This window comes from Mesorhizobium sp. WSM4813 (assembly GCF_055811555.1).
In genome coordinates this window covers 26,470-51,168 of sequence record NZ_JBVVQU010000035.1, presented here as the reverse complement: position 1 = coordinate 51,168, position 24,699 = coordinate 26,470, and the positions used below count along the sequence as shown (strand labels likewise).

General features: G+C 60.2%; 29 protein-coding genes and 1 pseudogene. 8 read left to right on the top strand and 22 right to left on the bottom strand.

Annotated elements, in window-relative coordinates; translation table 11 throughout:
* Nucleotides 1–7 precede the first annotated feature (7 nt).
* A complete protein-coding gene (locus tag AC0L25_RS20460) occupies nt 8–178 on the bottom strand; it encodes a hypothetical protein (RefSeq protein WP_473597184.1) in 171 nt (56 codons plus the stop codon).
* A 371-nt stretch (nt 179–549) separates the two neighbouring features.
* Nucleotides 550–897 (bottom strand): hypothetical protein, encoded by a 348-nt coding sequence (locus tag AC0L25_RS20455; protein ID WP_473597183.1) that lies wholly within the window; start codon nt 895–897, stop codon nt 550–552.
* Nucleotides 898–1,065: 168 nt separating this feature from the next.
* Here AC0L25_RS20455 and AC0L25_RS20450 point away from each other — a divergent pair, with 168 nt between their 5' ends.
* Both AC0L25_RS20450 and AC0L25_RS20445 read left to right on the top strand, forming a co-directional pair.
* Entirely contained in the window at nt 1,066–2,382 is a 1,317-nt protein-coding gene (locus AC0L25_RS20450) for a glucoamylase family protein (protein WP_473597182.1), read from the top strand.
* A 159-nt stretch (nt 2,383–2,541) separates the two neighbouring features.
* The gene (locus AC0L25_RS20445; RefSeq protein WP_473597181.1) at nt 2,542–2,724 is read left to right on the top strand and encodes a hypothetical protein; all 183 of its coding nucleotides are present in this window, start codon (nt 2,542–2,544) and stop codon (nt 2,722–2,724) included.
* 107 nt (nt 2,725–2,831) lie between these two features.
* Here the strand turns inward: AC0L25_RS20445 and AC0L25_RS20440 are convergent, their stop codons facing one another.
* The 5 genes from AC0L25_RS20440 to AC0L25_RS20420 form a co-directional block, all read right to left on the bottom strand.
* A complete protein-coding gene (locus tag AC0L25_RS20440) occupies nt 2,832–4,148 on the bottom strand; it encodes a hypothetical protein (RefSeq protein WP_473597180.1) in 1,317 nt (438 codons plus the stop codon).
* Nucleotides 4,149–4,301: 153 nt separating this feature from the next.
* Nucleotides 4,302–5,063, bottom strand: coding sequence for a Crp/Fnr family transcriptional regulator (locus AC0L25_RS20435; protein ID WP_473597179.1), 762 nt, complete (start codon nt 5,061–5,063; stop codon nt 4,302–4,304).
* A 92-nt stretch (nt 5,064–5,155) separates the two neighbouring features.
* Nucleotides 5,156–5,476 (bottom strand): cupredoxin domain-containing protein, encoded by a 321-nt coding sequence (locus AC0L25_RS20430; RefSeq protein ID WP_473597178.1) that lies wholly within the window; start codon nt 5,474–5,476, stop codon nt 5,156–5,158.
* A 10-nt stretch (nt 5,477–5,486) separates the two neighbouring features.
* Entirely contained in the window at nt 5,487–6,014 is a 528-nt protein-coding gene (locus AC0L25_RS20425; RefSeq protein WP_473597177.1) for a DUF4142 domain-containing protein, read from the bottom strand.
* Nucleotides 6,015–6,106: 92 nt separating this feature from the next.
* The gene (locus AC0L25_RS20420; RefSeq protein WP_473493044.1) at nt 6,107–6,802 is read right to left on the bottom strand and encodes an RNA polymerase sigma factor; all 696 of its coding nucleotides are present in this window, start codon (nt 6,800–6,802) and stop codon (nt 6,107–6,109) included.
* A 206-nt stretch (nt 6,803–7,008) separates the two neighbouring features.
* On the opposite strand from AC0L25_RS20420, the gene AC0L25_RS20415 reads away from it, so the two are divergent.
* From AC0L25_RS20415 to AC0L25_RS20400, 4 genes are all read left to right on the top strand, one after another.
* A complete protein-coding gene (locus AC0L25_RS20415; RefSeq protein WP_473584324.1) occupies nt 7,009–7,242 on the top strand; it encodes a hypothetical protein in 234 nt (77 codons plus the stop codon).
* A 248-nt stretch (nt 7,243–7,490) separates the two neighbouring features.
* On the top strand, nt 7,491–8,144 hold the full coding sequence (locus AC0L25_RS20410) for a 5-formyltetrahydrofolate cyclo-ligase (protein WP_473597176.1): 654 nt from the start codon (nt 7,491–7,493) through the stop codon (nt 8,142–8,144).
* Between the two features lie 96 nt (nt 8,145–8,240).
* Nucleotides 8,241–9,836 carry a cytochrome c oxidase subunit I gene (gene ctaD / locus AC0L25_RS20405; RefSeq protein ID WP_473597175.1) on the top strand — a complete coding sequence of 532 codons (1,596 nt, stop codon included), beginning with the start codon at nt 8,241–8,243 and terminating at the stop codon, nt 9,834–9,836.
* A gap of 43 nt (nt 9,837–9,879) precedes the next feature.
* A complete protein-coding gene (locus tag AC0L25_RS20400) occupies nt 9,880–10,560 on the top strand; it encodes a Tim44/TimA family putative adaptor protein (RefSeq protein WP_473597174.1) in 681 nt (226 codons plus the stop codon).
* Between the two features lie 116 nt (nt 10,561–10,676).
* Here AC0L25_RS20400 and AC0L25_RS20395 read toward each other — a convergent pair whose 3' ends face one another.
* Together AC0L25_RS20395 and AC0L25_RS20390 are read right to left on the bottom strand one after the other, a co-directional pair.
* Nucleotides 10,677–11,027 (bottom strand): hypothetical protein, encoded by a 351-nt coding sequence (locus tag AC0L25_RS20395; RefSeq protein ID WP_473597173.1) that lies wholly within the window; start codon nt 11,025–11,027, stop codon nt 10,677–10,679.
* 10 nt (nt 11,028–11,037) lie between these two features.
* On the bottom strand, nt 11,038–12,597 hold the full coding sequence (locus AC0L25_RS20390; RefSeq protein ID WP_473597172.1) for an FAD-dependent oxidoreductase: 1,560 nt from the start codon (nt 12,595–12,597) through the stop codon (nt 11,038–11,040).
* A 101-nt stretch (nt 12,598–12,698) separates the two neighbouring features.
* Here AC0L25_RS20390 and AC0L25_RS20385 point away from each other — a divergent pair, with 101 nt between their 5' ends.
* Entirely contained in the window at nt 12,699–13,049 is a 351-nt protein-coding gene (locus tag AC0L25_RS20385) for an XRE family transcriptional regulator (protein WP_473597171.1), read from the top strand.
* A gap of 151 nt (nt 13,050–13,200) precedes the next feature.
* Here AC0L25_RS20385 and AC0L25_RS20380 read toward each other — a convergent pair whose 3' ends face one another.
* The 10 genes and pseudogenes from AC0L25_RS20380 to AC0L25_RS20335 form a co-directional block, all read right to left on the bottom strand.
* Entirely contained in the window at nt 13,201–13,605 is a 405-nt protein-coding gene (locus AC0L25_RS20380) for a nuclear transport factor 2 family protein (protein WP_473597170.1), read from the bottom strand.
* Nucleotides 13,606–13,608: 3 nt separating this feature from the next.
* Nucleotides 13,609–15,198, bottom strand: a complete 1,590-nt coding sequence (locus AC0L25_RS20375; RefSeq protein ID WP_473597169.1) for a hypothetical protein — start codon at nt 15,196–15,198, stop codon at nt 13,609–13,611.
* 258 nt (nt 15,199–15,456) lie between these two features.
* Nucleotides 15,457–15,852, bottom strand: coding sequence for a DUF488 domain-containing protein (locus AC0L25_RS20370; RefSeq protein ID WP_473597202.1), 396 nt, complete (start codon nt 15,850–15,852; stop codon nt 15,457–15,459).
* A 433-nt stretch (nt 15,853–16,285) separates the two neighbouring features.
* Nucleotides 16,286–17,638: pseudogene (locus AC0L25_RS20365) on the bottom strand (proton-conducting transporter transmembrane domain-containing protein); the annotation flags it as partial.
* A 41-nt stretch (nt 17,639–17,679) separates the two neighbouring features.
* On the bottom strand, nt 17,680–18,147 hold the full coding sequence (locus tag AC0L25_RS20360) for a GreA/GreB family elongation factor (RefSeq protein WP_473597168.1): 468 nt from the start codon (nt 18,145–18,147) through the stop codon (nt 17,680–17,682).
* Between the two features lie 108 nt (nt 18,148–18,255).
* Nucleotides 18,256–18,795, bottom strand: coding sequence for a GreA/GreB family elongation factor (locus AC0L25_RS20355; RefSeq protein WP_473597167.1), 540 nt, complete (start codon nt 18,793–18,795; stop codon nt 18,256–18,258).
* Nucleotides 18,796–18,941: 146 nt separating this feature from the next.
* Nucleotides 18,942–19,391, bottom strand: a complete 450-nt coding sequence (gene rnk, locus AC0L25_RS20350; protein WP_473597166.1) for a nucleoside diphosphate kinase regulator — start codon at nt 19,389–19,391, stop codon at nt 18,942–18,944.
* Nucleotides 19,392–19,808: 417 nt separating this feature from the next.
* Nucleotides 19,809–20,381 carry an NADPH-dependent FMN reductase gene (locus AC0L25_RS20345; protein WP_473597165.1) on the bottom strand — a complete coding sequence of 191 codons (573 nt, stop codon included), beginning with the start codon at nt 20,379–20,381 and terminating at the stop codon, nt 19,809–19,811.
* Nucleotides 20,382–20,620: 239 nt separating this feature from the next.
* Nucleotides 20,621–21,214: a universal stress protein gene (locus AC0L25_RS20340; RefSeq protein WP_473597164.1), complete on the bottom strand. Its 594-nt coding sequence runs from the start codon at nt 21,212–21,214 to the stop codon at nt 20,621–20,623.
* 401 nt (nt 21,215–21,615) lie between these two features.
* Nucleotides 21,616–22,278, bottom strand: coding sequence for a trimeric intracellular cation channel family protein (locus AC0L25_RS20335; protein WP_473597163.1), 663 nt, complete (start codon nt 22,276–22,278; stop codon nt 21,616–21,618).
* A 330-nt stretch (nt 22,279–22,608) separates the two neighbouring features.
* Here AC0L25_RS20335 and AC0L25_RS20330 point away from each other — a divergent pair, with 330 nt between their 5' ends.
* Nucleotides 22,609–23,034 (top strand): pyridoxamine 5'-phosphate oxidase family protein, encoded by a 426-nt coding sequence (locus tag AC0L25_RS20330; RefSeq protein ID WP_473597162.1) that lies wholly within the window; start codon nt 22,609–22,611, stop codon nt 23,032–23,034.
* A gap of 328 nt (nt 23,035–23,362) precedes the next feature.
* On the opposite strand, the gene AC0L25_RS20325 is transcribed toward AC0L25_RS20330, so the two are convergent.
* Genes AC0L25_RS20325 through AC0L25_RS20315 form a run of 3 tightly spaced genes read right to left on the bottom strand, consistent with a single transcriptional unit; the run spans nt 23,363 to nt 24,386 of the window.
* Nucleotides 23,363–23,698 (bottom strand): hypothetical protein, encoded by a 336-nt coding sequence (locus AC0L25_RS20325; RefSeq protein WP_473597161.1) that lies wholly within the window; start codon nt 23,696–23,698, stop codon nt 23,363–23,365.
* A 14-nt stretch (nt 23,699–23,712) separates the two neighbouring features.
* On the bottom strand, nt 23,713–24,174 hold the full coding sequence (locus AC0L25_RS20320; RefSeq protein WP_473597160.1) for a hypothetical protein: 462 nt from the start codon (nt 24,172–24,174) through the stop codon (nt 23,713–23,715).
* A 2-nt stretch (nt 24,175–24,176) separates the two neighbouring features.
* Nucleotides 24,177–24,386 carry a hypothetical protein gene (locus AC0L25_RS20315; protein WP_473597159.1) on the bottom strand — a complete coding sequence of 70 codons (210 nt, stop codon included), beginning with the start codon at nt 24,384–24,386 and terminating at the stop codon, nt 24,177–24,179.
* Between the last annotated feature and the right edge of the window lie 313 nt (nt 24,387–24,699).

Here is a 24,699-nt window from a genome sequence, read left to right as displayed (position 1 = left end):
GCTCGTATCAATCGACGATATTTCGGCTCTTCGGCAGGCTCCGCGGATCGACACTCGGCGCGCCGTGATAGGCTTCGTCACCGCGACCGTATGGCAGGGGAAACGGTGTGTCGCGATTTCCCACGCTCGCCAGCTCGGCCGACAGATCGGTCAGCTCGTGGGCGACGAGAAGCACCACCTCCCCTTCCCGCTGGACTACGGCGCTGATCGATGGACTGTGGCTGCGCCTCGAACTGCAGAAGAGCGGTATTTCGAGCGAACAGGCCGTTCTGCAGGTCAGGAACTTTGTGGCTGGACGCTTGGCGCTCGCTGCTTCTGGACGTCCGCAGGCGCACCGTCAGCTTACTACCACCGGACGTTCATGACCGCGCCTCAAATTTGTGGCTAAGTTGCCTTGTCTGTCGCCCCATGCAGACCTTCATGAGATGGCAGGGAGGTCCGCATCGGGGTCAATTCTTCCCGTTCCCCAACAGGAGGCTCGTGCCTTTGCTGACCTTGAATCAGACCGCACACAACATCACAGTGTTTCCTCCGCAGGCACAGGAAGACTCAAGCGCGATCCGACCAACTGTCCAGTCGCATCCGCGCGGCGGGCTTCACCCGGCTTGCCGCGACCTCACTCTCGAGCTGTCCCATATACTGGCTGCGAATTATGCCCAGATCGCCGGATTGTCCCGGAAAATCAGAGAAAGGATGCGAACCTCTGTCGCTGAGCAGGTGTTTGGCGAGATTCTGAGTACCGTTGGCGGCACGGTCGCAGAAACGGCGCTTGTCATCGCCCCCTGCTTCGAGGTGGAAGGCGTGCGAATGAGGACGCGAGGATTTCGGTCCTGAATGATCCCCCGCGGAAAGCGCGATATGCGAAGCGCCGGCGATCGGAGCCACCGCAGCGACCATTAGGGTGAAGGATTGCCGAAATTGCAGAAAGTAGTCCGGTTCATCGCACCCTCGAAGCCGGTTGCAAGACGGGCGTGAAGCCCAAGGGAAAATACGATACTCTTCCCTCAGTGAGCGTGATCGCCAAGTCCCATATCGAGACTGAAATTCCGCGACCCAGGAGGCCGCATGAGTCAGAGTGAGGAAACGTTGGATAGACTCCAGCGTGACACGATCGAATATTTCCTGAAAGAGAGCAATCGCGCCAATGGAATGGTCCCCGACAACACGCGCACGGGGTCGCATGCGAGCATTGCCGCAATAGGGTTTGCATTAACGGCCTACACCATCGGCGTCGAGCGCGGCTTTATCACACGCGCCGAAGCTATCGAGCGCACACTCACGACACTTCGATTCTTTAGAGACAGTGAGCAGAGCGAGGACGCGGATGCGACGGGTTACAAAGGCTTCTATTACCACTTTCTATACATGGACACCGGCCGTCGCGCTTGGGAGTCGGAGTTGTCGACGATTGATTCGACATTTCTGCTCACTGGCATGTTGGCCGCCGCTGCGTACTTTAATGGAGATGCGCCCGAAGAGCGCGAATTGCGTTCTCTAGCTCAAGAACTTTACGCGCGGGCCGATTGGCAGTGGGCGCTTGACGGTGGAGAAACCGTATCGATGGGTTGGAAGCCGGAGTGCGGGTTTCTGCCGTATCGGTGGGAGGGCTACAACGAAGCCCTGATACTTTACGTGTTGGCACTGGCTTCGCCACTCCATGCAATTCCTGCGGAGAGCTACAAGGCGCAAACTCGCACTTACTGCTGGAAGAATCTCTATGGCTTGGAGTTTCTCTATGCCGGCCCATTATTCATTCATCAGCTCTCACACATGTGGATCGACTTTCGCGGCATTCAGGACGAATTCATGCGTGAGAAGGGGATTGATTATTTCGAGAACAGCCGCCGTGCAACTTACGCGCAACAGCAATACGCGATCCATAATCCATTGGACTACAAAGGGTACAACGAGCATTGCTGGGGCATTAGCGCGAGTGATGGTCCTGGTCCAACCTGTGTGAAGATCGAGGGCGTTGAGCGTCACTTTTTCGCCTACACGGCGCGCGGCATCCCATTTGGTCCGGACGATGGCACCATCGCGCCCTGGGCCGCGATTGCATCGCTACCTTTCGCCCCCGAGATTGTCTTGCCAGCGTTGCGGCACTTTAACGAAGTATACCCCGAAGTGACCAGTGAGTATGGCTTCAAGTGCAGCTTTAATCCAACCTTCGAATCAGGGCATCAAAGCGAGCCGGGTTGGATCTCAAAAGGTTATTACGGACTCGATCAAGGACCGATCGTGTTGATGATCGAGAACCACCGCACGGGATTTCTTTGGGAGTTGATGAAGAAATGCCCGCTCATTGTCGAGGGTCTGCGCAAGGCAGGATTCACTGGGGGTTGGCTGCAATTGTCGTTGCCGTTTGCGAAGGGATTTGACTGACCGCGTGTCCAGTGACCGCGAGGCTGTGCGATTTGGGATAGTGTCCTTGAAGGTTCTGCAAAAACCTCTGAAGAGAGGCCGGCACTGGCTCTGAAGCGAGTGGCGGCCATGGCACGCTGGTGACGGTGCGATCACCGATTCCGGTAGAAGGGGAGTGCCATGACCAAGCGAGAGAATAGGTTACGCGGTTCGGAGTTGAAAGCGTTGCTGCTGTCGGACGAGGACGGCTTTCGCAGGTTCTGCAGACTGTCGTGCAGGGGGTACAAATCGGGAGGAAGCATCGCCATCGTGTCTCTTCTCGCCGCTAGGCTCACCGGCCACGCAACCACCATCACCTTGTGAAAATCTAGTGCTTGGTGCCTGAAAGCGGAACTACCGCTTCGGGTTCGGCGAGCCCTTGTCATCGACGCCGCCGCGCCGATGATCGGCCACTGCTGGGCACGTCGGGCTCAGATTCCCTTGAGGTATTCGACCAGATCGTTCTTGTCCGCGTCGGTCAGCTTCAGCTTGAAATGCCCATCGTAGTGGTTCACCACGTCAAGCAGGGTCGCGAACCGTCCATCGTGGAAGAACCCACCCTTCTGATGCGCCCACAACCCTGCCAGTGGAGCCGTGCGGTACATGTGGGTCGGCGAGCGGTCAGCTTGGAAAGCGTCGATACCCATCTCTTCCGGGGTATGCAAATTATGTCCCGGCTCGGTGAAGAGAGGCGGCACATGGCAGGTGGCGCATCCAACACTGTTGAAGATCGCCTTGCCTCGTTCGAATGCAGCCTCGTCATAGGACCCGGCCGGCGCTTTCGGCGCGGGGAGCGAGAGCTGGTAGAAGTGCAGTGCGGCCAATTTAGGGGTGACCGTGTCCGGCTTGTCTCGCGTGTTTCCCGCGCCGCTCTTGGCCGAAACCGGATATTGTTCCGCATTGTCGAAGCGGGGGTCGAAGAACGTTCCCAAACCGTGCATCTGGGTCACCCCGACATAAGCGTTCCAGTAGGTGACCGATCCAAATCCGGTCCAGGTGGCGAGGTTGACGCCGGCGAGGCCAAAAGCTGGCGGGAGCAATGTTCCCGTCTGCTTCCCGTCGGGACGGAAGGCCTTGCCATCCTTGTTGAGCTCCGCGTCGTAGCGACCAGGCCCCCAACTCGCGAGCACTTTCTTCACGGTTTCGACGTCGACGCCCAGCAGATCGGTGAACGGCGTAAGGTTGGGGGCCAGCGAGACAATCGCGCCGATGTTCAGATCTCGATTTGGCCAGCCGTCGAGTCGCTTGCCGATGCCCGGCGCAAAAGAGTCGTCGACAGTCGAATGACAGAACGCGCACTGGATGCCTATCGACTTGACGCTCCCGTCGGGATTGGCGAAGGCGGTGACACCGACGACGGCGTTCAAATTGAGAAGGGCGATCGTGGTCGCCGGATCGTCGAGATCAACGTCACCTGCAGCGATCTGGTCTTTCAAAGTCGCTGGCAGCGCGTCGGCGTCCACTTTCAGTCCGACGGAGAGCGCGGTCTTCGGCGAAACGCCGGGGCCTACGCCGCCGTTCTTCTCGCCGGCGATGGCCTTGTGCAATTGGAGCGCATCACCCCAGAATGCCTCGCTGCCAAACGTGTCGTAGCGGAAGGTCTTCTTTCCCTCTTCGAGCATCGTCTGCGCGTGCAGCGCGGCCACGGCGTCAAAATCATTGTCACCCTGCTGAGCAACGACGGTGAATGCTGCCCAACCCAGCCCTATCCCCGTGACGGAGCCGACGACCAAAGCCTTCCGTTTCATGACACCCTCTCGAATTCGGTAATGTCGTTCCATAATGACATTCGCCGACGGCCCTGTTTCCTGCAGAAGACGGCCAGATATACAATCCGCCAGCCTAGGAGAGGCGGCGCGCGCGGTCAGTTACTTTTGTAACAGCTGTGAACCGGCAACACGTCAGTCGACGAAGCCCGCCCCAAGCTTGACTGGATCAATCATCAAGTGGCCGTGCACCGTGTAGTGCACCGCTCCCTCCCGGCGCAGAAAATTGAGGGCCGTCGAAATGCGCTCGCGCCGCGCGGCCGCCATCTGGGCGATTTCTTCTTGCGTGAGGTACGTTGGGATCTCAATCAATGAACCCGACTGTCGACCAATTTTGTGAGCAAGAGCCGACAGAACCTTGGCGAGGCGATGAACGGTGTCATCTGTCGCCAACGTATTGATCCGCTCATAGGCTTCTTTTAACGCGCGGCAAAAAACATCGATCAACGTGCCCATCAACTCCGGCTTGGCGATCAAGATGTCCTTGATTTCCTGATACGGGACCGACACCGCGGTTGCGCGCTCCAGGGCGACGGCTCGATCCGGACGCTCGGGCTCCGATACGCAAAGCTCTCCGACCACATCGCCTTGTTGCCGCACGTCGTAAATCACCTCATGGCCTCTCGAAGTAATAGTGCCCACTTTGACGAAGCCGCTCTGCAGAAAGTAGAGCATGCGGCTTCTGTCTCCAACGTTGTAGATCACTTCGTTCTTCTCGAAGTTGGTGACCTTGCGGTTGGGAAGGATTACGTCGCAAAATTTTCCACGGAAGATCGACAGGAGCACTGTCGAGACCACCGCCTGGCGAGCAACGAGACCATCATGGTCGGCATGAAGGTGGTTATCACGGGACGATGGCAACCTGAAGGGGATGTATTCACGCGTGACGCTTATCATGTGACACCCGGAAGTGAACTGATCATGTTTCAATGCGTTGTATACACGCCGCCTGCTCAGACCTCGGCCGCATGAGCCGGACAGCCACGCCGCTACTCTTCAACCGTTAGGCTGCCCTTCATGTTGGGATGGAAACGGCAGTAGAAGTCCACTGCCTCGGGGTTGTCGAGGCGCTGACTCACCGTCTTCCTGGCGGGGATCATCACCTCCCATGCGCCCTTCACCGTCGCGGTATGGACGATCGCATCCTTGTTCACCCACTCAATCGTATCGCCGACTTTGGCGGTGATGGTCGCTGGCGCGAATACCAGCTTGTCGATGACCACCTGAATTGTCTCGGCCTGTCCCTGGGCAACGCCCAGGGGCAGAACCAACGCAATGGCAAGGCGCCATGCGGAGCGCGCGATGAACATGGGAGCCACCCTATTTCTTCAACCCAGCAGCCACATGCTCGGCATGTGCCTGATGACCTTGGAACAGCTTTAGTCCGGTCTCAAGCAAGTCCTTCAGCTCCGCGTTCTGAGCGGAGGGGATCAGCAACTTCTCAAGCGCCTCGTTCACCTGGGCGTGGTAGGCCACCTCATTGTCGACATAGGCCTTGTCAAAGGCGGCACCGTCGAGGCCGGCGAGTTCGCCGCGCTTCTTGGCCGCCGCTTCGGTCAGGGCCTTGCTAGTAGCGTTGTCCTCGGGCGTGACGTTAAGCTTCTTGACCAGGTCCAGCGCCTGCACGTTCACGGTGTCATGGTCTCGGATCATGCCGTTGGCGAAATCGACGACGTCCTTTGTCTTCGACTTCTCGACGGCGAGTTTTGCCGCCTCGATGTCGATGACCCCTGCCGTGTAGGCGATGTGAGCAATTTGCGGGTCCGTGGGCTTGTCCTGCGCGTGGGCAATGGGCGCAGCCCCGATGAGGCAAAGCGCGGCCAACGCCGCGAGTGATCTTCCAAACATGTGAATCTCCTTTTCCGGCGACGAAAGACGCGGGGTGCCTCTTCAGTCGACGCCCATTGGACGTCACTCGCGCGAAAGGGTTCCCGGCAAAATCACGAGACGAAGCCGAGGCGCGTCATCACGGCCGAGGTCAGCCGATCGCAGCGCCGTCCGGCGAACGGGAAAGCATCCAGCAGGATCGGCCCAATCTTTGCGTGGAGTTCCTTGCGCACTAGGGCCCGCGCCCGATGAAGGCGCGTCTTCACGGTCTGCGGACGCAGCCCGAGCAGTTCCGCCGTCTCCTCGACACTCATGCCTTCGATTACCCGGGCGACAAAGACACTACGGAAGCCCTGAGGGAGACGATCCGTCGCCTGCTCGACGAGCCGCAGGATCTGGCGTTGCGCCATCGTCCGCTCAGGATCCTCGACGTCTGGACTGCCAGGGAATCGGATGATCTCGGCTTCCGTCGTGCCACCTGGCACAAGACTGGCTTCGGGTGCGCGCCGTTTTTTGCGGAGCCTGCCCAGGGCCTCGTTGATTGTGATCCGAGACAGCCATGTCGAGAGGCTGGAGTCGCCCCTGAACGCCTCCAGATGCGAGAACGCCTGCACATAAGCCTCCTGAACCACGTCTTCGGCCTCGAAGTCGTCGCGGACAACGCCGCGTGCGATGCGGTAGAGCCGCTGGTTGTTCCTCTGCATGATGGTGCGGAACGCGTGGCGGTCCCTCGAGATGGCAAGGGACACGAGATGCATGTCGCTGCTTCGCGCATCGAATGTAGCTGTTTTCGCTTCGGCTCGCTGCATGGTGGTCTCCTGCGTGTCCATCCACATCGATGTTAGATGGCGCTTGCAAGAAAAGGTTCCTGCCCACATCCTGTCTGCCTAAACACATGGAGGCAACACCGACCGTGATCGAACACATACGAGACCGAGCCAGAGGGTGATCTTCATTGACAAAGTCTCGTGGGTTTCGTTTGCGGAAGCGGCCTGCCGCCGAACATGACGCGATTGTGGCCGCAACCCCCACTGTCGAATGGAATGAGCTCACCGAAGCCGAACAGACGGCTCTGAAACGGATGAATCGCGGACCTTATCCCGGGCTCACGGAGGAAATGGGCGCACGGTTGGTGAGTCTCGGCCTTGCCGTCATAAGGCCCGATGGGATCGGCATCAGCCGGCGCGGCCGCGAACTGGTCATCAACACTCTGCTAGCGGCTCGGCTGGTCGGGGACAACCAGGACTGACATCGTTCCGGCCGTCAACGGACAGCTTCCCTGAGCCGCGCAGTGCGCTCCAGTTTGCCTCGGCCTCTAAGTTTCCACCAAGACACAAAGCCCGGAATAGTGCGCCTCGGCGCGTGCCCGAATGCACGAGCTCGTCTGTTCAACATCGGCAGCCCGCTCAGTGCAAAATTTTTGCACTTATGAAGCATTTAATTCCGTTTGCCTTCGATTCTCGCGACGCGCAGGCTGGCACAGAACGGATCTGAGCCATGCAAGACGACTTACCAGCAGTTGACGCGGAATACGCATCTCCCCCGTGCTTCATGCATGAACTCTCGCCGGAAAACCGCGTCCAGGAAGTGCGCTCGTACGCATGGAGCGATGTCCTCAGATGGCGGAAAGCCGAGCGGAAACGGCTTCTCGACGAGCGGCTGGCGTTGGCACAGCACGATCGGGAAGCCCGTTCCAGCCGCATCGCCAGCATGCTCGATGTGACAATCAGCGATTATAGCGGGCGAATCGTTGGTACCTACTGGCCATTTCGGGGCGAACCCGATTTGCGTAAGTGGGGCACCCAAGTCGTCGAGCGAGGCGGACGCATCGCTCTGCCCGTCGTTATCCAGAAAGGTTGGCCACTCGAATACCGGATATGGATGCCGGGCGATCCGCTTGAACGCGGCGTCTGGAACATTCTCGTTCCGGCGCAAGGCCCCTCCGTGCAGCCCGACATCGTCATCGCGCCGGTCGTCGGTTTCGACGAGGCCCACTATCGCCTGGGCTATGGCGGCGGCTTCTTTGACCGGACGCTGGCCATCATGCAGCGCAAGCCGTTGATCATCGGAGTGAGCTACGCCCAGAGCCGGATACCGACCATTTACCCTCAGTCCCACGACATCCCGATGGATGTGATCGTCACGGACTGATCGGGGACGCGGGCAGGCCTGGGCAACACGACCGCGGCCCGTGGGACGCTATCGCGTTCCAACCACCGGGCTGCCGCAACTGAAAGGCGGGACACAATGTCGGATACAACCAGGACCGCGAGGGATCACAAACCGCCGTTCGTTAAGCGCTGGCTGTTTTCGACCAACCACAAGGATATCGGGACGCTCTATCTCGTCCTGTCCATTCTGTCCGGGATCCTAGGCACCGGACTGTCGGTCCTGTTGCGCGCCGAGTTGCAGGAGCCTGGTCTGCAGATTTTCGCCGACCCCAATCTCTTCAATGTCGTCGTCAGCTCGCACGGATTGGTGATGATCTTTTTCGTCATCATGCCGGCTTTGATCGGCGGCTTCGGCAACTGGTTCGTCCCGATCATGATCGGCGCCCCGGACATGGCGTTCCCGCGGATGAACAACATCTCGTTCTGGCTTCTGGCCGGTTCACTCCTTCTGTTCATCCTGTCCCTATTCATGCCGGGCGCCTCCGGCTCGTTCGGTCATAGCGGCGGATGGACGCTCTATCCGCCTTATTCAACTGATGGCCAGCCAGGCCCCGCCGTTGATCTCGTCATCTTGTCGATCCACCTGTCCGGAGCCTCGTCCATCCTTGGCGCCATCAACTTCATAACCACGATCTTCAACATGCGCGCGCCCGGCATGACGCTGCACAAGATGCCGCTGTTCGCCTGGTCGATGCTGGTCACAGCGTTCATGCTGCTTCTGTCGCTACCGGTGCTCGCCGGCGCCATCACGATGCTGCTCACCGACCGCAATTTCGGTACTACGTTTTTCAATCCCTCCGGAGGAGGCGATCCGATCCTCTATCAACATCTATTCTGGTTCTTTGGCCATCCGGAGGTCTACATCATGATCCTGCCCGGCTTCGGCATCATCAGCCATGTCATTTCGACCTTCGCGAAGAAGCCGATCTTCGGATATCTCGGCATGGCCTATGCGATGGTAGCGATCGGCGCGATCGGCTTCGTGGTGTGGGCGCATCACATGTACACGACCGGTCTGTCAGTCGACACGCAGCGCTATTTTGCCTTCGCCTCGATGGTCATCGCGGTGCCGACCGGGGTCAAGGTCTTTTCCTGGTTGGCGACGATGTGGGGCGGGTCGATCGTGTTCAAGACGCCGATGCTGTGGGCACTCGGTTTCGTCTTGCTCTTCACCATTGGCGGCGTTACCGGCGTGGTCCTCGCCAACCCGGGCGTCGACCGCATGCTGCACGACACCTACTACGTTGTGGCGCATTTCCATTACGTGCTGTCGCTAGGAGCCGCCTTCGCGATCTTCGCCGGCTTCTACTATTGGTTCCCGAAGATGACCGGCTACATGTACAGCGAAACGCTGGGCAGGTTGCATTTCTGGCTGATGTTCGTCGGCGTGAACCTCGTGTTCTTCCCCCAGCATTTCCTCGGCATGGCCGGCATGCCGCGTCGTTACGCCGACTATCCAGATGCTTTCGCAGGCTGGAATTTCGTCTCCTCCATAGGCTCCTATATCTCCGCGGCCGGGCTCATCGTCTTCTTCATCACTGTGGCAGAGGCCTTCGGCCGCAAACGCATCGCCGGCGCCAATCCTTGGGGCGAAGGGGCGACCACGCTCGAATGGACGCTGTCTTCACCTCCGCCCTTCCATCAGTTCGAATCGCTACCTCGCATTCGGTAGCCGGCGTTGCGTTTTGCGAAGGCTAGAACAGGAGTGCACCGACATGAACGAAACTGTCGATTTTAGCGCCTACATGTCCTACGTCCTGATTGCCGCATACTACGTGATCATGCTTCGGCTATGGCTGCCGCCTCCGCCGTCGGAGAGGCGCGAAGAGGCCGGCGACGACAAGGCCGTAGCTCCGGATGGACTGTCATCCCGAGCGACCGTCCGGCAGATAGCTCCGCCCCGTCCCGACGACAATGGTCAGCAGAGTCCGTCGACCAAAGCAGTGCAGCCGGGCGAACCGCTTGAACGGATCCGCGCGGCGGACGAACATTTCGACGAAAGTACTTTTCTTGTCGGGGCATCACAAGCCTACGAAGTCGTCGTGAACGCCTATGCCAAGGGAGATATATCGAAGTTGGATGGCCTGCTTGACTCCGATGTTGCTGCCGCTTTCCATGGCGCCATAGGCGAGCGCAGGGAGAAAGGCGAAGTTCTCACGCTCAGTTTTGTCCGCATTCGGGAACTGGACATTGCCGACGCGTGGCTCGAGGCGGATCTGGCGGAAATCACCGTGCGCTTCGTCAGCGAACTGGTCACGGCAACGCACGCGGCCGATAATACAGTTATCGCCGGTGACCCCACCAGGATTGTTGCCGTGACGGATTTGTGGACATTTGCCCGCCGCGCTCCATCAAGCAATCTCAATTGGAAGATTGTCGCTACGGATGGCCCCTGATCCCTCGGGCTAACTGTCGACGGGAGAAGCCGGCACACTGCGGCGCGGGAGCGTGGGGCTCCCCAGCTGAAAAATACCCCCAAGGCAGCGCTGGTCACGCAGCTGACTGCAACGCGCTACGAGGCTTGTGGGTCCCTTCCATTCTGGTCGAACATCAGACGGGCAGTGCCCCCCTTTGCAATCAGCCTCCTGCGGATATCCTGCATTCGCTCTGCCTGCTGTTTGCTATAAGGCCCCATGGGGCGGGTCGTTTTGTCCCCGCAGCGAACATTGCAATACCAGTTGTTACCGACCGCATAGATTTCCACGGATGTCGGGCTCGACTCTCTGTCCATGACCTTGTCGATGAACTTGACGATCGCCGAATAGCGCTGCGGGGGCGTAACCGAGCGCACGCCGCTGGTGGTATTCGGTTCCTGCTGCATTGTGGCCATGAGGCTATTCCTTTCGATCACCGCGACATTCATGATTCCGCTTCTATGCGAGCTGGTTGGCCGAGAGGCCTTCGCTAGCCCGCCCTCTTTGGCGTTCCATCTGTACCTCGGCTTCGAGGCTTTCGATGTCCCGGAAGATTGATGCGACTGCCAGTGTTCGCCCATTGCGCTTGAACCGGAGAAGGCAATCTCTGGCCGCAATGTCGCCGTCGATCTCGACCATGTCCCAATGCTCGGCATGGCCGACATAGTTGATCGAAACATCGTAATGCTGGCTCCAGAAGAATGGTACACCGGCATACTTCTCGCGCCGGCCAAGCATGTTGAGCGCCGCAGTCTGCCCCTGCCGCTCCGCAACCACCCAATGCTCGACTCGGATGTTCTCGCCAGTGTGCGGATCGGGCCACCGGGCGATGTCGCCAGCCGCGAAGATCCCCGGCACGCTCGTTTCGAGAAAGGCATTCACGATCACGCCACGGTCAAGGCTCAGACCCGCCGTTTCGGCAAGCGCCGTCCGCGGACGCACGCCGATACCGGCGACGACGAAATCCGCTGTCAACGCGCCGCCGTCGTCGAGTCTCACCGTTTCGCCGTCGATGCTGCTCGCCTTGTTCTCCAAGTGAAAGACGACGCCGTTTTCCTCATGCAGGGTGCGGATGAAATCGCCCATCTGCGGGCCAAGTATCCGTTCCATGGGCCGCTTGTCGGGCGCCACCACGTGAACTTCGAGATCCCTGGCGCGAAGCGCCGCTGCGACCTCGAGACCGATGAAGCTGGCGCCCAGCACGACCGCGCGGCGCGCGGTCTTGGCGCTGGCGATGATCGCTCGGCAATCGGTGAGTGAACGCAGCGTATGAACATGCGGCTGGTCGGCGCCCGGGATGGTCAGGCGAACCGGCTCGGCTCCCGTTGCGAGCAGCAGCCTGTCGTAGGCAATCCTGCTTCCGTCCGCGAGCACGACCTCGCCGGAATCGGCGTCGATGCCGGCCGCATTCGTCTCGAGACGCAGGTCGATCTCGTTCTTCGAATAGAAGCTTTGCCCGCGCAGCGGAATCCAGTCCTCCGGCGCCTTGCCGGCCAGATAGTCCTTGGACAGATTGGGCCTATCGACGGGCGGCGCCTTGTCGTCGCTGAGCATGACGATGCTGCCCTGATATCGTTCGCGGCGCAATTTCTCGGCCGCGGCAAAACCGGCCGCGCCGCCGCCGACGATAACGATTTTATCGGGAGCCCTGGTGGGATCTTCATCATGCGGCTTCGGTGTCACCCGTTTGCGTTTCTCGCCTACGAATATCTTGCCATCCCGCTGTTCCACGGACCAGCACGCGAGCGGACTGAAAGCCGGGGGACGCAAAGCTTCGCCTGTGCGCAAATCGAAGCAAGCGTGATGCCATGGACAACGAACGGTGTCGTCGACCACCAAACCATCGGCCAGCGGCCCGCCGTAATGCGTGCAGGTGGCGCTGACTGCGAACACCTCGTTGCCGCAGCGCACCAACAGCACCTGTTCGTCGCCGCATCGACCGACGAGTTTGCCACCATCGGGGAGATCGACAAGCGCGATGCCCTTAACGAGATCCGGTCTGTTCTGGCCTTCAGCCATTTTCCATCTCCCTTGGTGATCTGGTCGAGAATCGGCCTTTGCGCCTGGAAGCTCGAGCTTCGGATTCTCTGCCGGCACCTTGGCCTTGTCCGCCGCGTACCATGTCCTTCGAGCCGGGTGGGGCTTCGTTTAAGCGAGTGTCCGACCGTTTCGGGCATCACGCAAAGGAATTTAATCGGGGACGCGCACTCGTCGAAGTAACACGAGGCAAGTTAAGCATGCGCTCCGGCGTCGACGAAGCTGTTATCGAGGCTTTCGAGCGCAAGCTCGAAGAGCCGGATCCGGATTCAATAGCAGCCCTTCAAACGGCGCTTGAGTTGCTCGGCGCGGTATTTATCGAAGAGAACGGTGGCGGCATTGGCGTGCGTCTGAAATTCACCCGGTCGGAAGGAAGACGAATCGCACGGCTGGAAAGCGAGGGCGGCATAGTCGCAAGCGATAGAGTGCCGTAGAAGACCCGGCCCGTATGTTCAAAGCGCCCGGGCGAAACCGACTCCTTCCCCGAGTGCGACTCTGAGTTCAGCCGGAGCGAATTGGGTGAAACTGCTGCTTCGCCGATCAGGTTGGCAGCACGGTTTCGCGCCTATAGCCCGCGCCGCCTCGTTAAGGCGTCGGCGATCCTTTTGTCACACCGGCGTCAAGCTCCCCGCCTCTCCACGTAAGACCATAGTGGATTGACTGAAAGACAATCTTGCCATCCTCGATCACGAAGCTGTCGGCACCCTCGACCGCATCGAAGCGCGCCGACTTCGCGGACCAGACCAACAGCGCATATTGGCCGGTTACCTGCTTGGCGGCGACCTGGAATCGCGCCTCGGGCAATTGATGCCCCAAGCGCTCCGCCGACATCCGTATGGCGTCATGTCCCCTCGCATTGGAGTTGACCGTCAGGAGAAGCACCTCTTCCGAGTAATTCCGGCGAAGATCTTCCTCAAGCTTGCCTCCCAGCCTGAGTCTCAGGTGGTCCTCGAAGACTTCGGCGGGTGTGCGGTGTCCACAGGTTGTCATCTGTCAGACCTCCATTATTGATGCATGGCCTTGTTCACGGCGGGCCGCAGATATCGCGAAGCCAAGTAGGATGACCAGCACCCCGCCACCCCAAGCATAGCGGGCATACGACAGTGCCTGATCATGGCCGCCTTGGTATTCAGGCCAAGTCACGCGCAAGTAGCCACCTGGAATCCCCGGCACCGGGAACCCAGTCTGTCCGACATGAAGCTCCAGGTGCTCGCCCTCCCGGGAGGAAGTCATCACATGGATGGGCACTCCGGTAGCAAGGACCTGCTCTCCCATTCCCACTGTCCCAAGCGCGTACACCGCAACGTTTGACTTCGTCGCTGGAAGCCTGGCGTAGCCGATTCCACTTCTACCGTGATGCCAGACGTCGAAGCCGACTCCATACCACGTGGTAAAAAGTCCGCGCGGCTCGGCTACCATCGGCTCGGTTGCTCGGATCGTGTATGCTGTCCCATCCGGAGCCGACACCGATGCCTTGATGTCCACAAGATCATGCGGCGGCAACGGCGTCCTTTGCGGATTCCTGTCTGCTACCCGCATCCGCAGCGTCGCGCTGCCGGATGCCATGTCGACTCCGTCCGCTTGCGCTTCTCCGATGCTCACAGAACCGTCCGCCATAACAAGGGCAGTCTTTCCTTCCGGTCCTGTATACAGCGCAACCCCGCCGCCGAGCACCGCGAGAGCCAAGGTAGAAGCGGTGAACGCGGCGACGCTCGTGGGGCCCCAACGCACGCTTGCGCTTTGCGACCACGCAGCAAGGAGATAGCCAACGATCGCAAGGAGAATCGTCATCGGAAGAATAACCAGGAACTCCTGTCGATAAGAGAGCCAATGGACCTCTGCGGACGGCGGGTCCGCCGTAAGGAGCCGGAACTCGGAATTAGGCAATCCCACGGGACCAAGGAAGTGCCCGTAGGCGACCAGCAGGAACCCCAGCATAATGCCGCCTACCACTGCTCTTCCGGCGACGGACCACCAGCCAATTGTGAAGGCGCTAGCAACGGCGATGCGCATGACGAACCAGGTGACCCCAGGGAAATCTGCGAGCACGAGCGCCTGCAGCAGGCCGGTTCCGATCACGACTGCGACAGCCACCCCCACCCCGGCAGCTGCCTGGCGCGCCGTCGAGTAATCCGGCTCAGTGCCTCTTGCCTGTCGATGGCGCCAAATCCATAAGGCTATGACATAGCCGAGATAGTAAACCGCAAAGTGGACCGGGAGACCGGTCACCCAAGTGTGTTCGAGGTCGAGCCACTCGGGCTGCGACGGAAGCCCGATCGGCGAGAGAGACCAGTAGTAGGTGGTGAGCAGCAGTATGTGTATCGCAGTGATCAAGACTCCACGGGCGAGTCCGACCCCGATCCAAGCAGTGCCCAAGGCGAAAACCGCGGTCATCAGAAGCGTGTCCGTGACCCAGTAGGTCCAGTAAGGGTCGTTCCCCCAGAGCATCGCGTGCGCGATTACAGCGTCCACGAAAATGGCAAGCAAGGCGGCCATGGCCGTGAACTTGCAGACATCACGAAGCAAAAGCGGCGCCCTTGTCGCCTCCGTTACCGCCGCAAGGCTCGGCTTCTGGTTCAGCATGCCCGTTGATCCTCTATTGCCGTCCCGGCCGCGCGAGGGAGCTTTGTCGCGACAGCGAGGCAATGCGGCCGCCCGGCGCAGGCGAAAGCTTGAAGCATGATCGCGAAAGTGAGCTGCCCTTGCGGGACATTTTTGCCACCGATGTGCGATGTTCATCCCATTGAAATGGAGTGAGCGCCGCATACGTCCAACGAATGTTATTGCGGTTTGAGTGCAATTTATCTGCACCATACCGGTCCCTCCCGCTGAAAAGGGCGTTCAATCTCCGCGGCATTCAGAGGAGTTGGCAGGATAGACCACCGACGCGTCTTCACGGACGACCGCCCTGACGGTGAGAACTGCCCTTTCGACTCGGCCTCCGTGCATCAAATGGAAAACGTCCTCTTCGCGAGCGAGAAGGTGGTCGGCAACGCTACGTCGATGGCATCGCCACCACACCGCCTCTGAGCACATCATGGCGCACCTCCGGGCTCTGCCCAGCTCGATGAGGATGGCGAGCCCTTTCCGGAACTCCGGGGAGAGGGCGTAGTCGGCATAGTTGTGGAAGCTGCGGTTCCGCCATCCCCCGTTCAGCTCGGGCGGCGCGGAGTTCGCCTTCCCTCGACGGCCACCAAGAAGCGGGACGTGTTCATAGGCGATCTGGGACTCGGCCAGCGATCGGGAGAGTCGATCCTGGTCGAACTGGAGGTTGGTTCGCGAGCCCGGGAGCCCGACGCACGTCCGCCACGATCCCGATTTCAGCCGCGCGAAGGATACCTAGGAACGCGGAGAGGCTCAGGTTTGAATGTCCGACCGTAAAGAATGGGTTGACCATGAACTCCCTCCGTGCCGTCGACCTTGCACTTGACACTGAAGCTAAAGGCTTAGTTCCCTCAAGACGGACGGCCGCGCGCAAGCGGCACGACAGGAGATATCTTCCTCACCTTCAGCCAATTTTCGGATCTGCGGACCTGAGAACAACAGAGCCAGTCGCGACACTTTGGTGACCGTATTGATTTGCAACCGCAATGGGTCGCGTTCGTCGGCCGACCGAGCCTTTTGAACGGGCGACCGGAAAGTGGTCCAGGGTCGCAAGGACGGAGTCGCAGTGCGGCGCGCGCGGAAAGCTCTCCGGAGGAGGCGCGCCGAGGAAGATCGAATGGATCAGGCGGATGGAATACGTGACCGCAAGGGCGCTTCCGAGCACGGCCGCATACGGCGCGATAGTGTCTACCCACGAGTCGGCATGGGTCTCGACCGCTGCCGCGAAGAACATCTCTTTCGACAGGAAGCCGTTCAGCAGTGGGACGCCCGCCATGGCGGCGCTTGCCACCATGGCCAGCGTGCCCGTGACCGGCGTGTAGCGGAACAGGCCGGAGAGTCGCCGGAGATCCCGCGTCCCAGCCTCGTGGTCGATAATCCCGGCCGCCATGAACAATGACGCCTTGAAAGTGGCATGGTTGAGCAATGGAAAATCGCAGCGACCAGGCCGAGCGGACTGCCAAGGCTCAAGAGCAGTGCGATCAACCCCAAGTGGCTGATCGTGGAATAGGCCAGCAGTCCCTTAAGGTCCTGCTGGAACATGGCGAGATAGGCCCCGAGCACCAGCGAGATCGTGCCCGCAAGGCCCACGATCACGAACCATTCCGGCGTGCCCGAGAGCACCGGCCATAGTCGTGCCATGAGGAACACTCCCGCCTTGACCATGGTCGCCGAATGGAGGAATGCCGATATGGGCGTCGGCGCGGCCATGGCGTTGGGCAACCAGAAGTGGAAAGGGAACTGCGCGCTCTTGGTGAACGTGCCGAGCAGGATCAGCAGGAGGGCGGGAACATACAGGTCATGGCGACGTTCCCGGTCGCCGGCAGCCAGAACGGCGTCGAGGTCGTAGCTGCCGACGATGTGGCCAACCACGAGAATGCCCGCCAGCAGCGCCAGGCCGCCGATGGCGGTTGTCGTCAGCGCCATGCGGGCACCGTCACGGCCCGCCTGACTATGATGCCAATAGCCAATGAGCAGGAACGAGAAGATGCTGGTGAGTTCCCAGAAAACGACCAGCAAGATCAGATTGCCGGAAAGTACGACACCGAGCATCGAGCCGGTGAAGGCCAAGAAGAAAAAAATAGAATCTGCGGACCGGATCCTCTGGCGAGATGTAATATCGCGCGTAGAGCACGACGAGGAAGCCTATGCCGCTGATCAGAGATGCGAAGATCCACGCGAAACCATCCATCCTCAGCGTGAACTCGAGACCAAGCGAGGGGATCCATTCGAGGCGATGCCTTACGATCCCTCCGCCACGGACCGCTGGATAGAGCGAAAGGGTCAATGCGAGGCAAGCCGCCGTCGTCGCTCCTGCGAGCCAGGTCGCAGGCGTGCGCGAATCCGCCGGAAGAAGAATTGACGCCAAGCCTGCCACGAATGGTAGGGCTATGATCACAAGTAGCGTGTAAAGCTCCATCACTCTCCTTGTGACTGGGCGGCACTATAGGGTTCTTTAAGCTATCGACACCAATCCGCCAACGATCGAGACGATACTCGCGCAAAGGCTGGCCGGCGCGCGAGGCCACTCGTTGCCGCACGACCAACCGCGACCACCTCCACCCAAGGCGGCTCTCGAAGTGCGCTGCCGATGATGGGCATGCGGTGGCCTGTAGACAGCCCCAGCAGCGTGATTCCGAGCGGCGTGGTCACGGATATCTCCGCAGGCGGCCACATCCTGTATTCGGGGTGAATCAGGTACTGCCGTTCAGCACGATCCGCGCCATCGATCCTGTAGGTAACGAGGCCATCGAGGGCCACCGTCCCTTCCAGGATGTCATCCGGCTCGCGCAATTCCGCGCGGCCAAGCTCTTGCAGGAGGGCAGTAGCCAACGGATGCCACTGTTCGGCAAGTGAACGCGCGATCATCTGCAGGCGCTTGTGGTCGCCTTTAGACAATGTGACGGGGGGCAGATTCGGCTTGTTCATCACTTCGCCTCCGGCTGGGATAGAGAAACCCGTTTGCTCCAGATGCCCTCTCTTGCTCGAAACGGCAGCCGAGGGACGGGCCATGTGGGCCCGCCCCTCGGGCCGACGTCACGCTGCGGAGGGCCCTGGATCGTCGAAACCGTCCGGTCCGATACGCTCCAGCCGGGGCTGGTCGTAGATGGCGCCACGGATCAGCTTCAGCGACGGCTCGCGCTGCGCTGGAGCGGAGAAGCTGGCCAAAGCTTCTCTTTCGCGTCTCGCTGCTTCCGGCTGGTATTGCACCTTTTGGAGCAAGACTCGCTCCTCTCGCCCTTCGCGGTCTGTCAGAAGGAAGTCCTGACCCTCGGTGAGTCCAAGGAGGGCCAGCGCTCTCGGCGTGGTGATAGGCAGGAACAGGCCGGCTGCCCCGTTCATGCGGTCGTGCGAGAGAATGCGCGTATCGGGGTCGCGCCCATCAACCCTGAACGTAACGCGGCTGCTGAGCGTGGCGACGTCAACGGGAACGTCATCGCGGAAAACCACTTGGGCGCTCTCGATTTTCCTCTTCAGGATCGGTGCCAGCGGGTCATCCCTGCCAAGGCAGCGATCCCGCATGACCTCGAGGATGGTGAGATCTTTCGTGGTGAGAATACAGGTTTCGGTCGACATCGCAGTTCTCCATCGCTCCTTGCCGGGAGCGGTTGCATTGAAACGGAACGGAGAATCCCCTGGCCGCCCTTGGCGGCGCAGGGGTTACGATCCTGCGATGAGGCAGCCTCCGAACAGCGAGAGGCGGCAGGTCGGCCGGACCTTCGTCATGTCGCCGGCCGCAGTTCGATGGCGGCTGGTTGCGCCGAAGGCTGAATCGGAGCCTCGACGGATTCCACCTTCAGGCGATGGATACGCCCGTCACGAGCGGTCCAGTCGATTGACTGCCCCGCCGAAAGGCCGATCAGCGCCGCGCCAATGGGCGTGAGGATCGAGATCTTGCCTTCTGAGATATCCGCCTCGCCGGGGAAGACCAGCGTCACGCGCATGTCTTCACCAAGATCGCTCGTGAAGCGCAAGGTCGAGCCCATGCGAACCGTCTCCGAGGCGATCCGCCCATCTCCCACGACACGCGCGCGATCGAGTTCGGCCAGAAGTTCATCCGCGACATCTGGATTTCTCGCGGCATAGGATTGGGCCAGACGCGACAGCCGCTCGTAGTCGGAGCGCGTTATCGAAATCGCCGGCTTGCGCTGTCTCTTGTTATCGGGAGCCATCTCGGCCTCCTAAAGAATTCCACCGCCGTGCGCAGCGCGCCCGCGGTATTGATTTTCGTCGTTGGATTGGTGTCGCCGTGTGAAGCTCGTCGCGTCCCGGAGTACGGTAGCAAGGAACCTATGCCCCGCGGCCGGATCGCGACGCGACCGAGCCGGGGGTCAGTAGCCCGCGATGGGGCACACCCGCGTAAAGAAAAGTGTGAAGCGCTCGGTCGACATGCTGAGAACGTGGGGTGGCGAGGACGGAAAGTCAAGCGCCACAATACCGCTCGCGCCATGATGCTCGTGGGTGGCCGCTGTCGTGCCGTTTCCCGCGACTCGGATTCCGGCTACGACCGTGGCGGGTGGTGACTTTGACGAAATCATCGTGCCGCCGCACGTGGCTATCTGCCGCGCCCTGTCGACGGGTCGGCCGCTTCAGCTCTGGCGCGGGAGCACAGTAAGCACCCGCTCGATGAAGACGCGAAACTCCGCCATGAACGTTCTCAGGAACTCGGCCGTGGATTCCTTGGACACTTGCCCGTCATCGCTGATCAAGTCTGGCGTGAACTGGATGTAGGCTTCCGGCGCGTTCATCTGCGGGGAATTACAGAAACTGAGGATACTGCGAAGGTGCTGCTGCCCGACGGCAGTGCCGATCGAGCCAGGCGATGTTCCGATCACGGCGGAAGGCTTTCTCGTGAACACGTTCTGGCCGTACGGGCGGCTCGCCCAGTCGATCGCGTTCTTCAGAGCGCCGGGTATAGAGCGGTTATATTCTGGCGTGACGAACAGCACGGCATCGACGCCCGTGATAGCTTCCTTGAAACGCTTGGCCACCTCTGGATAGTCGGAGTCATAGTCGTAGCTGTAGAGCGGCAGGTCCCGTATGGGGATCTCCCGGAGCGCCAGATCTGGCGGAGCCAGCTTGACGAGAGCTGATGCCAGCCGACGGTTGATCGATCGGGAGGCAAGACTGCCTACGAGGTAGCCGACATCGAATTTAGCCATGGGAGCAATCCATTGCGCTCGGTGTTTCCCACGCCCGCAACCGACTATGGACCTTTGTGAAGGCAATGTCACAACTTCCTGAGACTAGCTGCGTCCTAGGTCGGCGCGCCATCCCTCCAGCGGCTACCAGATGAGCTAGCCGCGCGGAGGTTCAGGCATCAACGCCCGCGTGGGAACCATCCTCAGTAGCAAGATGAGAAGCTGGACGCACGCATCATGCGTCGAGCGCAGCGGGAGTGTTAACGCGCACGGCTCGGCACGACCAGTACATCGCAGGGGACATCATGCAGTATGCGTGAGGCGACGCTACCCAAAAGGGCGCGCATCAAGCCGGTTCGTCCGTGCGTGCCTGCGATGACGAGATCGGTATCGGCTTCATTCGTCAGGGCCTTGAGTCCACTCACCGGGTCCCCCCACCGGGCAATGACCACAGTCATGGAGACTGCATCCGCGCCTGCTACATCTCGGACGAAATCCCGGCACTGCTCGACCGCACTCTCCTCGAACCGGCTGTCGTAAGCTGCCTTGTCGTCCACCAAACGGCGATAGGGCGGATCGAACGCGTTGAACAGCTCAAGACGTCGAAACCCAAACCATCGCAGCCCGACCAAGGCAGGCTTTGACGAGTCCGATAGGTCGGTAGCCACGGCCGCTCGGCCCTCCGTCTCCAGCACTCCCTTCTTCACGACCAGGACCGGCACCGGCGACGTCCGCACAGGAGCGGTTATGGTGCTGCCGATCAGCAACTGGGCCAGCGTGCCGGTCCCCGCTATACCGGTCACGATCAGCTCGGCCCGTTTCCTTCGCCGACGCCGGACGAGGATGGTCTCCATTCCTGCCCGACAGGATGGAAAAGTTCGGCGATCGAAAATGGGAGGGCAAGAGGACGCGGACAATCCGATCTCGCAGGACGCACGGCTATAGATATATCTTGGCGGGTGGGATGCGCCGCACATAAGCTGCTGTCATCCATCTAGGCGTCGATAACACCTGAAGCCGTCATCGGATAGTACAAGCAGCGCAATTCCCTCCGATGTTCGCTTTCTTTTGCATGTGGGGCGGATTCGTCGCCCTTAATCTCGCGTTGTGCGGCCAGATAAGGGCCGAGCAAGGGCGCGTGATCGGTGCCAGAGAACAATCACGACGATCGATCCGGACAGCACGGACAACGTGGGCTGAGGGTTTCGACCCGTTGGGGAAGGCACGACCGGGGCGGACTTCAGGTCTCGAGACGTTATGCACTTCGATCCAGGCGGTCGATCTCATCGGGCGTTCGCCCCCGCCGCTCGCGATAGCGTGGCAGCGACCATCCCTTATGCAAAGCCATTCCGCGCACGAGCAGCCCGGCAATGAGACCTGCCCCGAGCACGACCTCGCGACTTAAGCCGATATTCGTAAGCACAACAAAGACGATCGCCCCAGCAAGGGCTGCCGTGACATAGACTTCACGGGAAAGCACTATTGGACTTTCATTGCCCAGCACGTCACGAATGATTCCGCCGAAGGTGGCCGTGACCACACCCATAGCCACCGCCACCACCGCGCCTGAGCCTGCAAGCAAAGCGCGCTCCGCACCCGTGACCGCGAAGAGCGCCAAACCGAGGGCATCGAGCCACAGGAGCAAGCGGTAGCGACTCTGCGGGATGTGAGCGGTGAAAAACACTGCGCATGATACGATGACGCATGCGAGAAGAACGGCAGGCTCCCGCACCCAGAAAACGGGGCTCAAGCCCAGAAGAAGGTCGCGCAGCGTGCCACCGCCGATGCCCGTCACCGTGCCGAGCAGGACAAAGCCGACTACGTCCATTTGCTTGCGCGAGGCGACCAGCGCGCCCGAAATCGCAAAAACGATCAAGCCAAGCCAGTCGAGCAGTGCGGCGGCTGTGTCGAAGAGCATAGGAATCTTCCGCTTGGGTTTGGCGACCGCAGCGCGTCCTTCCGCTGCTGCATACGCTCGACTACGCGTCAATACAGAACCAATGCTCACTGTGCGGAGAAAGGTAGCGGAGAGGATGGAATAAAACGCGTAGCGGAACCGGTCAGGCCGCTTCCCTGCACCAGAAGTCTCGTGCCGCATGTACGTCTGCGTCGGGCCAGATCTGCCTGTTGCCTGCAGACGCTTGGAACCACGGCAGACGCGCGGCGATTGGCATTTCACAGGAGAGAAGCCATGCCCGACAAAGATCCGGAATTCAAAAGCTAGTTTTGGGACTCGATCCGTTCGGACATGACGGCAACGATCGGCGTCCCCGGCATCCGCCCTCGTCCCATGACAGCGCAGTTCGATGGGGACCGCATCGTCATTTATTTCTTCACGGCGAAGGACACCGACCTGGCCGAAACCATTGCAGCTGAAAAGGATGCGACACTAGTCTATGTCGCCAAGGGACACGACCTATTCGCCACTGTCGAAGGCACACTGAGGATCGACAATGATCGGGCAGTCATCGACCGCTTGTGGAACCGCTTTGTCGCCGCTTGGTTCGAAGGGGGCAAGGAAGAGCCGAAGCTGTGCTTACTCAGGTTCGATCGTGCGGTCGCCGAAATCTGGAAAGATGCATCCAGCGTCGTCGCCGGGGTGAAACTTTTCCTCGGGATGGGCGACCCGAAAGCGGACTACAGGGACAGCGTGGCACAGGTTCGCATGAAGTAACCCGGCCCTCTAGACTGGACCCAGGCGAGGAGTGCACGGCGTCCCTTTTCACTGCCGACCGTATGCAGCCATTCATGCCAGGCCGCGAGTCGCTGATCTCTCGGGCCGAAGGCATAAGCCGATGCGCCAGAACGCGTTGCGCTCATCGGGCGAGCGGGTCGGCTTTCGGGTCGAGCTTGTCGCCGACTGGCGCTTGTCGGCAGCATCGTTCGCCTAACCAGATCTGACGACGCTGCCCTAATGCAGCCTCCGTCCAGACGCGCATCCACCTGTCGCATATCCTCGCAGGATCGCAGGGAGTGCCGGGCCACTTGCAACAAATTGCCTATCACGACTGACTTAGACGTATCTTGTCTTCAGTGTGGGTGAATAGACTCCCAGTGAGCGACGTAATCTCTTCCTCTCCCCACATGGCTTTGGTGGCTATAATGGGCACCATCGGCAGATTGGATTCCTCTGCGGATGACCGTCCCTCTTTGAGAGCCGTAATCTCGTCATCCCGCCTGGCAATGCGGCTTTCCAGATTTGCGATGCGCTCCGTCAAAAAGTAGCGCCCGACTAGGAAGCCTCCACCTCCAAAGAGGACCGCGACCGTAGCAAACGCTATTGGGTTAGCCAGCACAAGCGCCGAATTCGTTTGTAGAAAAACGATCAGGTTCTGCATCTCTCATATCCCTTTCAGTTCCTCGGCAGCTTGTGAATCTCCAGCCGCACCGGGCCGCCTCGGTCGCAGCTCTTGCAAATCAGCGCCCTTTCCACGGTGCTGAACAGCGCGTCCTTGCCGTATCGCCCGATGAGGGCCGGCGCCTTTACCTCCGCATGGTGTGAGCAGTTTCTGCACCAGGCGCGTAATGTGTGCCATTCGCGAAGATCGCCCAGCGATACGTCCAGCCCGGCATGTACGCTGCCCTCAACGATCGTCTGCGGCGGCACTGTAGGCTCGCCCGGCGTGATGATCTTTTCCATCACATGCCGGCTGTTGTAGTGGATCAGGAGCATACCGGGTCGACGTCGGATGGCGGTTTGCCAGGCCGTTTGGCTGACAAATGAGTCCGGTGATCGACAGATGGTCTCGACAAGCGCCTTCTCCTCGCGGTCCCAAACCTCGATCCGGAAATTGTCCTCTGCTGTTGTTGCCATGGCTAGGGTCGCGCCTTATGCCAGCCGCGAGAAAAGCCACTCGAGACAGCTGCCCGCGACAAGGCAAGCTCGCGCTCGAGTTCGGCATTCCGGATGAGCACGTTCAGCAGGGCAATCACGGCATCTCCGCCTGCCGCAGCTATGGCCTGCTGGGCAACTAGTTCCAATTCACAAATAGCTTCGCCGGCCGGCGTGTTTTGGCGCTTGCCCATAACCCATCCTGCTCAGATGCATCTGAGATAAGGAACATATTCCTCGTCAGTCAAGGCTGGCTTGACAAATTTGTTCTCATTTTGTTCACTCGAGGCGAGGTTAACCGCAGGAGGCGTCACGGACCTGTTTTGAAAATCCGCTGAGAAAAGGCACACGCCGCACTGGTTCTGTTTCGGGTAGCGCCAATCCGTGACCCAACGGTGACATTCATTGTCCGCGTTGCGAATGGCAGCTCTGCGCCGGAACTCGGTCGTCAAAGTTAGCTGTGCCACTGTCTTAAAGCGGACGCTACCGGCCACCGAACTGACGCTT